Here is a 13708-nt window from a genome sequence, read left to right on the forward strand (position 1 = left end):
CGGGCGCAGTCATAAGTTGTCGGCGCCGTTCGAGACGACACCCGCGCAGTTCGAGTCATCCCGTCATGGAAGAGAACGCGGATCAAATCCCTACCCCTTGCGATACAAAGCCGACCAATACACCAGCAGTGCAGCAGCAGTGGCCCCGAACCACAGCCACGTCAGGAATGCCGCCACCACGCCGGTGACGAAGAATCCCAGCACGAGTGCCACCACCCAGCCGAGTAGGTAGGCGAGGATCGTGATGACCGCCGCTGCGGTACAGCGCCACGGGGATTGCTTCACGGTGTGTAGTGCAGCGCGCAGAGGGTTTCGGCGACCGTCGACCGCCGCTGGAAGTATCAGCAGCGCAAAGACAATCACGACAGCCGGGAGCAGGGGGAAGAGAATTGCGAACGCAACGGCCGCCACGGTCAGCACCACGCACCAGGCCAGTACCCGCGGTCGTCGCCACGTCCGGCTCAATGCACCCGACGCGTTGCCGTCCACCACGTCGAGTGCTATCGAGGCGGTGAACCACAGCGCACACACCACCGTTGCGGCGGAAACGACGACCAGCGCAGCGAATCTCAGGGAGGACGTCGGAGCCGGATCCCCCACCACGGTCAGCGCCTGAATCAGAGCCGAGACGATAACCACCGATGCGAGCAGTAGCACCCCTCTCACGGCGCACCGACCGTCGAATTGCGGTCGAGTACGTCCTGCACCGAACCCGAGTAGAGAACGGTTGCGCCGACCTTCACTTCGACGGTACTGGCATCGTCGGACGTGGCCGTACCGTTAATCGTCTCGTTACCGGTTGTCGTCCCGGCACATTCGATGTCCGCCCCGGTGCCCGAGCACACGGGCGCAACCAGGATCTCGATTCCTTGCTCGAACAGAACGTCGTTCACCGCGTAGCGGAGATTCCCGAGTTCGGCTCCCCCGACCGGCGCGAGCGCGGCGGTCTGCGAGCACCCCGCGCAGGCCAGCACTGCCGCCACCGTGAAGAGCTGTCTACGAACACCGTTCATCGTCCCTGCCTCGTCTCGTACGCAATCAGTCTGGCGTGCTCGTCGAGGTGTTGCTGTTCCAGAGCAGCGTCGGTGATGGCGCTCAGGTCGAACGGCGCGGGCAGGAGGAGTTCGGTGTTGCGGTCGAGGCGCGAACCTCGTCGCATCAGCGGATTCTCGGCCCAGTCGTTCGCAGCCAACTCACGACTATGCGAGGCGAGGTCCAGGTAGCTGCCGCTGTTCCCGGGCGTGATCGGCGACGCGTGATCGAGCACGGTCGTGAACAGCGACAATGTCCCGTCTCTGTTGTCGACGATCTCCACCACCTGCTGTTGCTGCGGAAAGTCGATGCACGACGCGGTGGTGATCTCCCAGAACCCTCGTCCGTCTCGCGAATGCGCCAGGATCTGATTCTGGTGGGTGTGACCGTTGAGCCAACCGATCACCACAGGATATTTCAGAAGCAGATCGATGAATTCGTCTGCGCCGTACAGCTTCACCGACTGTCCCGGCCGCTGTGCACGGTTCTCCAGGGTCAGGCTGTTGTGGTGGGTGTAGATCAGGACGAGCTTGCGTTCGGCCTGCGCCTTCTCCAATTGCTGGGTGAGCCAGTCGAACTGGTCCTCGGGCACCGCACCGTCGGGCCCGGCGACGGCGTTGCAGGTGTCGAGTCCGAACGTGCGAACGTTCGGAGTCGGGTCCGCCGCCCACCAGGTTTCACCCGAGTCGAGGTTGTGCTGGGTGAAACCGTGCCCGATCGGCCCTGGGGTGGGAGTCGTCTCGAAGTGCTCCTGCATGAACTCACGCTGCTCGAAGAGGTACCGAGCCGGATCTGCCGACACTGCTCGAAACCCGGGCCGGGCACCGGATCCGACCCCGAGCGCATCGAGCATCCTCTGCAGCGGACTACCTGTCGATGCGTACCCGGCCAATGCCGAGGTGGCCGTCGCTTCGAGTGTGTACGCCTTGCGTCCGCCGACCGCGAGGGCATGCAGCTGAGAGGAGAGATCGAACGTGCCGAGCAACAACGTGTCGTGATTGCCGTAGACGGAATACCACGGGACGGGTAGCCCCACCGATTCGACGGTCCCCGACATCGCCTGCGTCAACAGATCGGGAAGCGTCGGAAATCCGTAGTCCCCGAACGACCCTCCCGACGGATCGCCCGGCCGATACGCCCACTGCGCCTCGGGCCACGCTTGCACGCCCTCGAAGACGTCGGATGCGCCACTCGTAGGCCGGACCGCGACGCCGTCGAGAACGTCTATGTACCAACGAAGTTCGAGATGAGAATGCATGTCGGCGCTGTCACCGGTGACAACCGCGGCTCCCATGGGAGCGCCGGTGACCGAACTGATTCGCGCATCCGCAAATGCCTTCACCATCGCGGCGGTGACGTGCACGGTCAGCGGATCCTGCGGATGGAAGGCCGAGCCCCACGCTGCATGGTCGGAGACGATCATGGGCTCGATCCGGCCGGGCGATTGCGCATCGATGACATGCATGTCCGACAGGTGCCCCAAGTAGAGCAACGAGCGTCTGGCCTGCACCCGAGACGCGCTGGGTGCCCGCCCGAGGATGTCGAGGCGAGGGACGTAGGGCTCCCCCGGCCCCGCAGCGAGCACCCGGTACCGACCGGGGCCGGTCGACGATCTCAGGATGGTCTGCGCCAGCGTTCCGCCGACATCGGTCTCTCCTGACGCCGGCTGCGCCCGAGCGACAAGGACGTGGCCCAGAACCTGCGGTGCGATTCCCCATGCCGCGGCGAGGGTGCCCACCCGAGTGACGAATTGACGACGCGACAGACCGCCATGGAACTCCCCGAATCCGAGAACCGCACCACATGCGCCTCGCATCCGACGAGGTGACTGCCAACTTTTACAGGGAAAACCGCGGACTGGTTGGAATTCGAGCCTTCATGGCACCACTGTGACCGGCCAGCGGCCCGCCTTGACCAGTCGCACTGCCACAGATCCCGCCAATCGGTGCCCGGCGCGTTCGGAGGCCCCCACCACGACGGCGTCGGTGCGGAGTCCATCGGCAACCGCGACGAGTCCGTTATAAGGATCACCCTGCGCAGTGCGGAATTCCCAGCGAACCTGCTCTCGCTCCCCGAAGCGGGCCACCGAGGTTCTGATGTAGTCGAGGAGTTCGTCGGCGATCTGTCGGCCCGTTTCCACCATCGAGATCCCCGCCTGGCCCCACGACGCGGTGGCGATGGGCTGCACGTAGACCAGCACCAGAAGCGATTGTTGCCTACGGGCCAGTCCTCCGGCGTATGCGGCGGCCCGCCAGGACGAATCCGAGCCGTCGACGCCCACCACGATGGACTTCGGGCCGTCGTGGCCGTACTCGAACCCCGTAGATTCCTGCGCATTGCTCACGACATGAGGCTACTGCCAGCCCATTGGTGCAGGGACCCCGGCGCAGGGCGGTACGGTTGATGTGCTGCGCAACCGGTTTGCCCGGCATGCGCCACACGACGGGAGAAGCAATGACCGACGACGAACAGTTCGACGCTCCGTCGACCGACCCGGCAACTGTATTCGCCGCTCTGGCCGACATCGTGTATCGCGGCAGTAGCGCAGAAGAGGTCTACACCGCTATCTGCAACGCCGCGACGATGGTTGTCCCTCACTGCGATCACGCGAGTCTCATGTTGTTGCGCCACGGAAAGGCCGTCACCGTCGCGGCCTCGGATGACGTGGCACGCGTCGTCGACGACATCGAACGCGCCACTGGTCAGGGACCGTGCTTGGATGCGCTGACCACCGAGGCCGTCCAACTCGAGCCGGATTTCAGCAGCCCCACCCAGTGGCCCGCAATGGCTCGGGGTGTCCTGAACCGCACGCCGGTCCGGGGAGCGATGGGGTTCCGCCTCAAGGTCGACGAGCAGAAGGTGGGTGCTCTCAACCTGTTCACCGACACCGCAGGTGCCTTCGATGCCGACACCGCCGACAAAGCCGTCATCCTGACTGCATTCACTTCTGTAACGGTAGGGGCGATGCTGAACGGCCAAGAGGCATCGACCTTGCGCGACGGCCTCGAGAGTAACCGTGAGATCGGCAAGGCGATCGGCCTCATCATGGCGCTGCACAAAGTATCCGACGAAGAAGCGTTCGCACTGCTCCGCAAATCGTCGCAGGATCTCAACGTCAAGATCGCCGATCTCGCATCGACGGTCGTCCAGCGGCACGGCAAGGGCCTGTCGAGCTGAACGAGCCGAGATCAGTGACCGCTCTGCACCTTCTTCGGTAGAGCGAACACCAACGCCAACGCAACGACGCTGAACGCGGCACTGACGGCCATGGCCATTGCGGCACCGTGCAGGAAGCCGGATCCCACGGTATCGGGGCCGGTGATGGTGAGTGAGCCGAACAGCACACTACCGATGACTGCGATACCGATTGCGGAGCCGACGCGCTGCATCGTCGAGATGACGCCGCTCGCGGCCCCTGCGTCGTCGCGGTCGACGGTTGCGACGATGAACTGCGCGTTGGGAGCGATGAACGCGCCGTTGCCCAAGCCCGCGATGAACAGCGGGACCAGCAGAGTCCAATGGGAGATGGTGTCGGCGGAACTGGTCGCCAAGATGATCCACAGCCAGATCAAGCCGATCGACACCAGCGATGCGCCGAGGATCAGTACGGTGCGGCCGAGTCGGATCGTGAGCTTGTTGCTCTGCGAGGACGCGATGATGCTGCCGATCGCGAACGGTATCGAGACCAACCCGGACGAGAGGGCCGTATTGCCGAGCCCGGTCTGCCACAACAACGAGATGGTGAAGAAGATGCTGGTGAACGCTGCGAAGTACACCAGCGCGAGAATCACACCGCCGGTGAATGCCGGTCGGGTGAACAGTCGCGGCGGCACGAGCGGATTGTGTCCACGACCGCTGTGGATCACCTCCCACCAGCCGAACACTGCAATCAGGCCCACGCCTGCAGCAATGGTCACGTAGGTCCACAACGGCCACCCGAGCTCCTGGCCTTCGATCAGCGGTACGAGCAGCGCGATGAGGCCGGCGGAGATCAGCACCAACCCGAGCCAGTCGATGCCCGGCCTTGCAGTCGGCTCGGATTCATCCTTCTTCGGCAGCAGAACCGCCGCCGCGATCAGACCGACGATTCCGATCGGCAGGTTGACCCAGAAGACCAACCGCCAGCCGTTCTCCTCACCGAAAGCCTGGATGATCAACCCGCCGACGATCGGCCCCAACGCAGTCGACACTCCGATGACCGCACCCATGATCGCAAATGCCTTGCCGCGCACAGGGCCTGGAAACAGCAGTTGAATGAACGCTGTGACAGCGGGCACGAACATTCCGCCTGCCAGACCCTGAACCACTCGGGCAACAACCAACTGCAGATCGTCCTGAGCGAGTCCGCAGGCAAAGCTGGCCACCGTGAACAGAGCGAGACCGGTGAAGAACACCCACTTGTGCCCGATCCGATCCCCGACCTTGCCCGCCGGAATCAGGGCGAGACCGAACGCGAGCGCGTAGCCCGAGATGATCCACGACAGAACGGATTCCGATGCCTCCAGCGTCGTGCTGATCGTCGGCAATGCGACGTTGACGATGGTGGTGTCGAGCAGGGCCATGAACATGCCGAGCAACAGAACCACCAGGGCTTGCCAGGCGCGCTTGGGTACCTCGATCGCCGGTGGGGTCGCTGACGCAATACCGTCGGTCACTGCACTGCCCTTCGTAGTAGTCGCTGAGCAGTATCGACCGGACGGTCTGGTATTGCTAGCCGATCATTGCGGACGCGGCGAACATCCAGGACAGGCCGGTGGCCAGAGCCACGAACCCCGAGGCCACGATTCGACCTGCCCACTGACCTTCCAGCAGAGCCGTTTCCACCCGAGCCGTGTCGGCGTCGGTCGTCTCCATCGGTGTCATGTTCCACTTCCCACCCTGCATCCGCGGCCGTCGTTTCCGGCCGCCGGATACCCCTGGATTCGCCGCCGAAACTAGCGCGACTCCACAAAGGCCTCCACCGCGTCGAGAAATGGGTGCTGCGCGGCCAGCAGCTTTGTCCTCGCCAGTGGCACCGGAAACCATTCGATGCGGTCTACCTCGGGAAACGATTGCATCTTCCCGGATTTCGGCGGCCACTCGATCTCGAATGTGTTGCTCATCGCAGTGGAGACATCGAGGTCGGACTCGATCCCGAACGCGGTGACGATCTTCCCGCCGCGCTGTGTGACGGTGCCGAGCTCGATGGGGTTGCCCGCAGGCACCTCGATGCCGACTTCCTCTCGGAATTCACGCTGAGCCGCCGCCCACGGGTCTTCGGCCTCGGTGAACTCCCCCTTCACTATCGACCACGCACCGTCGTCCTTCCGCACCCAGAACGGGCCGCCGGGATGGGCGATCAGGACCTCTACCACGTCGGCGTTCACACGAAACAGCAGAATGCCCGCGCTCTTGTTGACCATGTGATGAGCGTGCCATCAATTCGGTTGCTCACCGTCATCCCGCATCATTACCGTTATCGCGGCTCACGACCTCGATGCGAAGGGCACGACAACATGAACGCGATCGATACCGACAGAGTGTGGTTGATCACCGGAGCAAGCTCAGGGTTCGGCCGACAGTTCGTTCGCGCTGCACTCGATGGCGGCGATCGTGTGGTGGCCACCGCCCGCAGAGTTGCCGATATACGCGAACCCGCCAACGATCGCCTGCTTCGGACACGTCTCGATGTCACAGACCAGCAGTCGATAGATTCGTCGGTGGGTGCGGCCCTCGATCAGTTCGGACGCATCGACGTTCTCGTCAACAACGCCGGCTACGGTCTACTGGGAGCGTTCGAGGAGATCGACGAAGACCGCTTCCGAGAAAACATCGACGTCAACTTCTTCGGTCCCTGCGCGGTTACTCGAGCCGTTCTACCCTCGATGCGGGCACGGCAAAGCGGTCACATCGTGCAGATGTCCTCGGTAATAGGCGTGGTCCCTGGCCCCGGCGGGACAGCGTATGCAGCAGCCAAGTTTGCACTCGAAGGTTTCTCCGAAGCTCTGGCCGCAGAGGTACGCCACCTGGGTATCGGCGTCACAATCGTAGAACCCGGACCTTTTCGCACCGATGCGAGCGGTCGATCATTGAAGTGGGGCAACCCACTCGACGATTACGCCGAATTGATCGGGCCGGCGCGAGTCGCCTTCGAATCGACGCACGGATCCCAGCCCGGCGACCCACGCCGCGGCGTCGACGCTGTGATCGAAGCGATTTCGTCGGACGAGCCCCCTCTTCGACTGCCGCTGGGTTCGACGTCGTTCGACTGGATAGATGACTATCTCGTTGGCCGCATCGAGCAGGCCCGCACGGTTCGCCCCTTGGGCATCGACACCGATTTTCGGTGAATTGCCGTCTTTTGACTCGGAGAGTGCCGCGAAAGCGGGTACCAGCTATTGTCTACCGATGCAAGAGCGCGCAGAATCGACCAGGCAGGCCGTACTCGTGGGAGCCGCATCGAGCTTCGACAAGTTCGGCTACGGCACAGCCAGTCTGAGCACCATCATCGCCAACGCCGGCGTCAGCAAAGGTGCGATGTACTTCCACTTCTCGTCGAAGGAAGATCTGGCGCAGGCCGTGATCGAGGCACAGATGGCTCTTGCCACCGCTGCCACCGTCACCATCATCGAAAGCACACCGAAGGCCATCGATGCCCTGATCCTGATCACCAAGGAGTTGGCGCGTCAGCTGCAGACCGACCCCATCGCACGTGGCGGCATGCGGTTGACGTTGGAATCGACGACGGCTCAGAATCCGAATGCGCAATCGTTCGACGACTGGATCGGAATGATCGCGAAGTTGACCGAGCGCGCCCGGACCGAAGGCGACATCGTCGACGACGTGGACACGGCCGCACTCGCCAGGATGATCGTCGCATCGTTCACGGGAGTTCAGACCGTCTCGGAGATGCTCACCGGACGCGCCGACCTCCAGCTTCGGATGACCGAGATGTGGCACCTGTTGCTACCGTCGATCGCCCCTCGCCGGCGACTGGCCCGGATTCGAGCGGTCGCCGACGCACCGCTCATCGACTGGAACGATCGCTGAGCGGCAGCCACGGTTCGGGTGTCGCCGTGACGGACATCGCCGAGAGCACGACCCCGTCGTGCTCGAACTGAATGCGGTGAATGCCGTCGGTCGTGTCGCTGTCGACGATGACCGTGCACGGGTTGGCCCATTCGGCGAACCCCAAGAACCTGACCTCCAGGGACGTGAAATCCAGTCCCACGCAACCGGTGGCCAAACGCAACGCCTGACGGGCGGCTTCGAGCATGGTGACGCCCGGTAGGTATTCCACCGAATGATCGAACATCGCCAGGTTTCGCGGATCCGGAGCAACCACGAGCGTCCCGTCCGACGTATGACGAGCCAGTACTACATCGGAGGGGTCGAGACGGCCGACTCCGGCCGGTTCCACCACCTCGGTTCCGGCGGGAAGGTACCGGAAGTGTGGGTCGGCCATCGTCGGCTTGCGGACCTTGGAGTAGACGTCCGGTCCGATGGGACGCACGGACGCCGTTCCAGAGGCGACGACCTGACCGCGGTTGAGCAGTCGAGCCGACAGCTTCAGGTTGTCCAGCGACTCGTCCTCGAATGTCCGGTCGGTCGTGATCGACTCGGCGACAAGCGAATCGTCGATGTTGTCGACCGACAGAAGGTCGAGAATGTCGAACCGGAAGTGCTCGATGTAGACCACGTGATCGAGCGGGACGTCGTGTTCGACGTGACAGAACAGGCTCACCGCCTGCCGTAGCGCCTCGGCGATCATCAACGAATCGTGGGTGCGACGTACCGGCACGAACATGCGATGCGACGTCGGCAGCTGTACCGCCGCACGATGCGTACCGTCGACCGTCTCGTAGTCGGTCAACAGCACGTCCGCCGGAGAGCGCCGATGCACGAGCTGACGTGGAACGGTGGATGCGTAACTCAAACTCACTTCAATGCCCCTTAGAACCCGACCGATCCGGCTTTTTTCGAGCACTTCCGAGCGTCCCGGACCGCACGAACAGTATGTCGCGAGACACCGACAAAACTGGCATCGGTCGGCCTGATTCATTCGATCGATATACAGAAGATTCGGTCACGATCTGATAGCTGTCCGGGACTCTCGGTACCACATGTGCGGTACGTTCTCGCCGACCGATCCCGTCACGGGCGAGCGACCCCTGATAGCAAAAATCCCCGTCCGGACAAGCCGGACGGGGACTGCGCTCCCCCACCTGGACTCGAACCAGGAACCCTTCGATTAACAGTCGAATGCTCTGCCAATTGAGCTATGGGGGATTACCTCGCGGCGTCACACTCTCGTGCGAGCCGTTGGAAACAATAGCGCACACCCCCTTGTGAGTACCAAATCGGGCCCACGAGAGCGCCGGAACAGCTTCCGCTGTGTACCGAATCGCCCTGCTCGAGGTTCGTCGGGCAAGATGGAAGAACGGCCGCACGCTCTACGGAAGGACCCACTGATGATTCGTTTGGTACTGGCGGCTGGAGCTGCATATGTACTGGGAGCCAAGGCCGGACGGGGCCGCTACGAGCAGATTCGCAAGACGGCCAGCGCCGTCGCGTCGAGCCCGGCCACCAAGAAGGCAATCGAGGTCGGCCGTCAGAAGTTGTCCGACTCTCTGAACACGCAGCCGAGACTCGAGCCGATGAAGCCGGTCGACGACGAAGACCAGGTTTTCGTCCCGCGCGATCAGCTGCGGCGCTAACCGACCTCGGCGACGCTTCCCACGGCGAGTTCGAGCAGGCTGCGGCGGTACTGCTCGAGGGCGATGAGATCACCGAACAGGGCGTTGTAGTCGTCCGGCTTCTCCGCAGGCGACATGCGCTGCAGCTTGGACTTCAGTTCGGCGACCTGTTGGCCCACCCACACCTCTTGAAGCCGGGCGAGCACACCGGAGATGTAGCGCGTGAGAGCGTCGTCGGCCACGCGCATCGGATCGACGGCCAACTCCGTCACCAACGACACCACCACGGCGTCCTTGGCCTGCTTGGCCACTGCGTCGACCCACTCCCCACCGCCCAGGCCCGCGGCAGTGCCGCCGGCCGCGGCCACGGCATCACGCACCGCGGCGTACGCCGGATGATGAAAGCTTTCGGGTGGCAGCGAATCGAAGACGGTGCCGGCGACCGCGGGCATCTGCAGCACCGCCTTGAGGGCCTCTCGTTGCGGCCACAGCGTCGGATCGGTGGGGTTCGGACGCGGCGGCCCGGTGGGGGCTTCCGTCGGCGCTGCCTGACGCTTCTCGAAGGGCACGCGTTTACCGCTCGTGTCGCCTCGGGCACCCTTCTTCGCCTCGTCGCGCACGCGTGCGAGCACCATCGCAGTGTCGTCCCAGCCGGTCCACCCGGCGAGCTGCCTGGCGTACTCGTCCCGCAGTGAGGCGTCCTTGATTCGCGCGACCACCGGAACAGTGCGCTTGAGCGCTTCGACGCGCCCCTCGGGCGTGTCCAGATCATGCTCTCGGAGCAGCGATTTGACGACGAAGGCAAACATCGGGGTCCGCCGGGCCACGAGATCGCGAACGGCGTTGTCACCGGATTTCAGGCGCAGGTCGCACGGGTCCATTCCGTCGGGTGCGACGGCGACGAAGGTCTGCCCGGCGATCTTCTGATCCCCCTCGAACGCCTTCATGGCCGCGGCCTGGCCGGCGTCGTCACCGTCGAAGGTGTAGATCACCTCACCGCGAAAGTAGCTGTCGTCCATCATCAGTCGGCGCAGCATCGCGAGGTGGTCTTCGCCGAACGCGGTGCCACAGGACGCCACCGCGGTCTTGACGCCGGCGAGGTGCATCGCCATGACGTCGGTGTAGCCCTCGACGATGACGGCCTGATGCGACTTCGCGATCTCCTTGCGCGCGAGATCCAGCCCGAACAACACCTGAGACTTCTTGTACAGCATCGTTTCCGGAGTGTTGATGTACTTTCCGGGCATCGTGTCGTCGTCGAACAATTTGCGTGCGCCGAATCCGATAACGTCGCCGCTCTGACTGCGAATGGGCCACACCAATCGGCGCCGGAATCGGTCGATGGGTGTGCCGCGCTTGCCCGGGGTTGCCAGGCCGGCGTCGACTATCTCCTTGGCTTCGAAGCCCTTGCCCAGCAGATGTTTGGTGAGGGTGTCCCAGCCGTCGGGTGCGTATCCACAGCCGTAGGCCAGCGCGGCGTGGCCGTCGAAGTTGCGTTCGGTCAGGTAGTCCCGGGCGGCCTGGGCATCGGGCCCGCTGAGCCGACCGGCGTAGAACTCCTGAGCCGCCGCGTTCGCGGCGATCAAGCGCGCTCGGGTCCCGCGGTCACGTTGGACCGATGGCCCTCCGCCCTCGTAGGAGATCGAGTAGTTCAGCCGATCGGCGAGTTGCTCGACGGCCTCGACGAACGAAATGTGCTCGATCTTCTGGAGGAAGGAGTAGGCATCACCACCTTCGCCGCAGCCGAAGCAGTGATAGTGGCCATGATTGGGCCGAACATGGAACGACGGGGACTTCTCGTCGTGGAAGGGGCACAACCCCTTCATGGAGTCGCCGCCCGCGCGCTTGAGCGAGACGTAGTCGCCGACTATGTCTTCGATCCGTGTGCGTTCGCGAATGGCGGCAATGTCACGTTCAGGAATTCGGCCGGCCACGACTGGAGTCTAGCGTCGAACAAGACGCCCGACACCCGTCGATCAACCCCAGCTGGCCTGAGCCCCGAGCGACCGCTTGTCCACCAGTTCGAGTCGACTCTCGGTGTACGACGCGATCTGATCGACGACGACGCGAGTCCGTTCGGCGTCGCTGGACGCGCGTTGCCACGCGGGCACCAGAATGGGATCGAGTTCGCCCGGCGCCGAGCGCATCAACCACTCGGCGACGCGATGGATCCGGTCACGTTGACGTTCCTGCCGAATCTTGTGCCCAGCGTCGGACATGACGTACCGCAGTGCCATGGTCTTGAGCAGAGCCACTTCGGACGCGACGATCGACGGCACCACGAGGTCGGCGTCGTACCTCGTCAACGCTGCCGTGCCGTACTTCTGGCGGGTTCCGTCGATGGCAGCCGTGGCGAATCGCCCGACCAGCTCGCTGGTCATGTGCTTGAGCGCCACGGACGCGGTGAGAGTGCCGTCGTATCTGCCGACCGCGACGACGACGTCCATCTTGGACAACCGGCTCGCCGCCTCGATCAACTCGTCGACGTCGAGTCCGCGGAACTCCGACACACCGAGTTCGGCCAGTGCCCGCTGCTCGATCGGATCGGACAGTGCGCGCAGGTCGATTCTGGCGTCGATGACGCCGTCCTCGACGTCGTGTACCGAATAGGCGACGTCGTCGGACCAATCCATGGTCTGCGCTTCGAGGCACTTGTGCTTGTCCGGTGCACCGTCGCGTACCCAGCCGAGAATGGCCGAGTCGTCGTCGTAGGCACCGAATTTCGCGCCCGGCGCGGGCCTGGTCCACGGATACTTCATCGCGGCGTCGAGGGCGGCGCGGGTGAGGTTGAGCCCCGCGCTGTTGCCGTCGGAGTCGAGGATCTTGGGCTCGAGGCCGGTCAGGATGCGCAGGTTCTGCGCGTTGCCCTCGAATCCACCGCAATCCTGGGCCACCTCGTCGAGGGCCCGCTCGCCGTTGTGTCCGTAGGGAGGATGACCGATGTCGTGTGCCAAGCCCGCCAGATCGACCAGATCGGGGTCGCTGCCGAGCCCCTCCGCGATGCTGCGCCCGATCTGCGCGACCTCGAGCGAATGCGTCAACCGGGTGCGCGGGGTGTCACCGTCGCGGGGCCCGGTCACCTGGGTCTTGTCCGCCAGACGACGCAGGGCAGCACAGTGCAAGACCCGCGCTCGATCTCGCGCGAACGCACTCCGATGCGAGGCGTTGTCCGCCCCGGATCGAAGCCCAGCGGTCTTGGGCGGTTCGGGAACGAATCGTTCGACGTCGTGCTCGGAGTATGTGCCGGTCATCTACTGGCCTGCCGTGTAGGAGAAATCAGCGGTGAAGTGCGTCAACTGGTACCACAGCAGCGCGCCTGTCTCCCTGGCTATTCCGTGCGCCTGCGACTCGCGGGTGTAGACGGCAGGCCCGGTGCGGGTGGGCGACGTCCACGCATCGAGATCGGCGTCGCGCGCCATGGTTCGGGTGCGCAGCGAGTGCCACGGATCGCTGACCAGCACCACCGATGTCTTGCCCTGATCTCGTAGCGTGGCACTGACGGCTTCGATGCTTTCGAGGGTGTCCGATCCGGTTTCGACGGCCACGATCGCGTCGGCAGGCACGCCCTGATCTATCAGGTAATTGCGACCCGACGCCGCCTCGGTGAACAGGTCACCTTCCTGCTTGCCGCCGACGGTGACGATCTCGGGAGCGATGCCCTGCTCGTACAACGAGGCCGCCTGCGCCAAGCGTGCCTCGAACACCGTCGAGGGCGTACCGCTGTACTGCGCCGCACCGAGTACGACGATGGCGTCCGCCGCAGTATGGTCGTCGATCCGAGCCACCTGCCACACGCGCACCGCGGTGCCTGCCACCAGAACGAGGGCCATCAGTATCACTCCCGCGACCAACCGACCCGTCCAGCGTCCGAGCGTTCCGAAGAAGCCCAGCCGCTCGGGACCGGGGTCCGGGGCATACCGGTCGTCGTACGGGTCGCCGTACGAATCTCGGTCGAGAGTTGGATTCACCCCTCGAGTTTGCCAGGCCCGCGCATCTTCGGC

The 13708-nt window shown here is 64.1% G+C and carries 15 protein-coding genes and 1 tRNA gene; 4 read left to right on the plus strand and 12 right to left on the minus strand.

From position 1 onward, the window contains the following. Positions 1-90: 90 nt before the first annotated feature. Genes J2X62_RS12145 through J2X62_RS12160 form a run of 4 tightly spaced genes read right to left on the minus strand, consistent with a single transcriptional unit; the run spans position 91 to position 3376 of the window. Positions 91-666, minus strand: coding sequence for an EI24 domain-containing protein (locus J2X62_RS12145; RefSeq protein ID WP_222058625.1), 576 nt, complete (start codon positions 664-666; stop codon positions 91-93). After that, positions 663-1013, minus strand: a complete 351-nt coding sequence (locus tag J2X62_RS12150) for a hypothetical protein (protein WP_027497472.1) — start codon at positions 1011-1013, stop codon at positions 663-665. The genes J2X62_RS12145 and J2X62_RS12150 overlap by 4 nt, the downstream gene beginning before the upstream one ends. After that, positions 1010-2848 (minus strand): TIGR03767 family metallophosphoesterase, encoded by a 1839-nt coding sequence (locus J2X62_RS12155; RefSeq protein ID WP_204857267.1) that lies wholly within the window; start codon positions 2846-2848, stop codon positions 1010-1012. Before J2X62_RS12155 ends, J2X62_RS12150 begins: the two co-directional genes overlap by 4 nt. Positions 2849-2908: 60 nt before the next feature. Next, positions 2909-3376 carry a universal stress protein gene (locus J2X62_RS12160; RefSeq protein ID WP_027497473.1) on the minus strand — a complete coding sequence of 156 codons (468 nt, stop codon included), beginning with the start codon at positions 3374-3376 and terminating at the stop codon, positions 2909-2911. A gap of 110 nt (positions 3377-3486) precedes the next feature. Here J2X62_RS12160 and J2X62_RS12165 point away from each other — a divergent pair, with 110 nt between their 5' ends. Beyond that, positions 3487-4209, plus strand: a complete 723-nt coding sequence (locus J2X62_RS12165; protein ID WP_027497474.1) for a GAF and ANTAR domain-containing protein — start codon at positions 3487-3489, stop codon at positions 4207-4209. Between the two features lie 11 nt (positions 4210-4220). Here J2X62_RS12165 and J2X62_RS12170 read toward each other — a convergent pair whose 3' ends face one another. The 3 genes from J2X62_RS12170 to J2X62_RS12180 form a co-directional block, all read right to left on the minus strand. Then, positions 4221-5687 (minus strand): MFS transporter, encoded by a 1467-nt coding sequence (locus tag J2X62_RS12170; RefSeq protein WP_027497475.1) that lies wholly within the window; start codon positions 5685-5687, stop codon positions 4221-4223. Between the two features lie 55 nt (positions 5688-5742). After that, entirely contained in the window at positions 5743-5895 is a 153-nt protein-coding gene (locus J2X62_RS12175) for a hypothetical protein (RefSeq protein ID WP_155288446.1), read from the minus strand. 71 nt (positions 5896-5966) lie between these two features. Next, positions 5967-6434 carry an NUDIX domain-containing protein gene (locus tag J2X62_RS12180; protein WP_032382770.1) on the minus strand — a complete coding sequence of 156 codons (468 nt, stop codon included), beginning with the start codon at positions 6432-6434 and terminating at the stop codon, positions 5967-5969. A gap of 93 nt (positions 6435-6527) precedes the next feature. Here J2X62_RS12180 and J2X62_RS12185 point away from each other — a divergent pair, with 93 nt between their 5' ends. Together J2X62_RS12185 and J2X62_RS12190 are read left to right on the plus strand one after the other, a co-directional pair. Continuing rightward, positions 6528-7361, plus strand: a complete 834-nt coding sequence (locus J2X62_RS12185) for an oxidoreductase (protein WP_222058623.1) — start codon at positions 6528-6530, stop codon at positions 7359-7361. A 58-nt stretch (positions 7362-7419) separates the two neighbouring features. After that, entirely contained in the window at positions 7420-8061 is a 642-nt protein-coding gene (locus tag J2X62_RS12190; RefSeq protein ID WP_027497477.1) for a ScbR family autoregulator-binding transcription factor, read from the plus strand. Here the strand turns inward: J2X62_RS12190 and J2X62_RS12195 are convergent. Next, a complete protein-coding gene (locus J2X62_RS12195) occupies positions 8039-8953 on the minus strand; it encodes an AfsA-related hotdog domain-containing protein (protein ID WP_167327870.1) in 915 nt (304 codons plus the stop codon). The two genes, J2X62_RS12190 and J2X62_RS12195, sit on opposite strands and share 23 nt — an antisense overlap. Before the next feature lie 274 nt (positions 8954-9227). Next, positions 9228-9300, minus strand: a tRNA-Asn gene (locus tag J2X62_RS12200). Between the two features lie 182 nt (positions 9301-9482). On the opposite strand from J2X62_RS12200, the gene J2X62_RS12205 reads away from it, so the two are divergent. Continuing rightward, entirely contained in the window at positions 9483-9728 is a 246-nt protein-coding gene (locus J2X62_RS12205; RefSeq protein ID WP_027497479.1) for a hypothetical protein, read from the plus strand. Here the strand turns inward: J2X62_RS12205 and dnaG are convergent. Genes dnaG through J2X62_RS12220 form a run of 3 tightly spaced genes read right to left on the minus strand, consistent with a single transcriptional unit; the run spans position 9725 to position 13675 of the window. Beyond that, on the minus strand, positions 9725-11641 hold the full coding sequence (gene dnaG / locus J2X62_RS12210; RefSeq protein ID WP_032384555.1) for a DNA primase: 1917 nt from the start codon (positions 11639-11641) through the stop codon (positions 9725-9727). The two genes, J2X62_RS12205 and dnaG, sit on opposite strands and share 4 nt — an antisense overlap. A gap of 42 nt (positions 11642-11683) precedes the next feature. Then, the gene (locus J2X62_RS12215) at positions 11684-12958 is read right to left on the minus strand and encodes a deoxyguanosinetriphosphate triphosphohydrolase (RefSeq protein WP_032370250.1); all 1275 of its coding nucleotides are present in this window, start codon (positions 12956-12958) and stop codon (positions 11684-11686) included. After that, a complete protein-coding gene (locus J2X62_RS12220) occupies positions 12959-13675 on the minus strand; it encodes a YdcF family protein (protein WP_027497482.1) in 717 nt (238 codons plus the stop codon). It lies immediately after the preceding gene. Between the last annotated feature and the right edge of the window lie 33 nt (positions 13676-13708).

The organism is Rhodococcus sp. 3258 (assembly GCF_031456475.1).
Taxonomy (GTDB): Bacteria; Actinomycetota; Actinomycetes; order Mycobacteriales; family Mycobacteriaceae; genus Rhodococcoides; species Rhodococcoides fascians.

Coding starts and splice junctions, on each gene's coding strand:
- J2X62_RS12180 (WP_032382770.1), bottom strand. CDS start 6,434: ATGGTCAACAAGAGCGCGGGCATTCTGCTGTTTCGTGTGAACGCCGAC.
- J2X62_RS12175 (WP_155288446.1), bottom strand. CDS start 5,895: ATGACACCGATGGAGACGACCGACGCCGACACGGCTCGGGTGGAAACG.
- J2X62_RS12150 (WP_027497472.1), bottom strand. CDS start 1,013: ATGAACGGTGTTCGTAGACAGCTCTTCACGGTGGCGGCAGTGCTGGCC.
- J2X62_RS12155 (WP_204857267.1), bottom strand. CDS start 2,848: ATGCGAGGCGCATGTGGTGCGGTTCTCGGATTCGGGGAGTTCCATGGC.
- J2X62_RS12215 (WP_032370250.1), bottom strand. CDS start 12,958: ATGACCGGCACATACTCCGAGCACGACGTCGAACGATTCGTTCCCGAA.
- J2X62_RS12205 (WP_027497479.1), top strand. CDS start 9,483: ATGATTCGTTTGGTACTGGCGGCTGGAGCTGCATATGTACTGGGAGCC.
- J2X62_RS12185 (WP_222058623.1), top strand. CDS start 6,528: ATGAACGCGATCGATACCGACAGAGTGTGGTTGATCACCGGAGCAAGC.
- J2X62_RS12190 (WP_027497477.1), top strand. CDS start 7,420: ATGCAAGAGCGCGCAGAATCGACCAGGCAGGCCGTACTCGTGGGAGCC.
- J2X62_RS12165 (WP_027497474.1), top strand. CDS start 3,487: ATGACCGACGACGAACAGTTCGACGCTCCGTCGACCGACCCGGCAACT.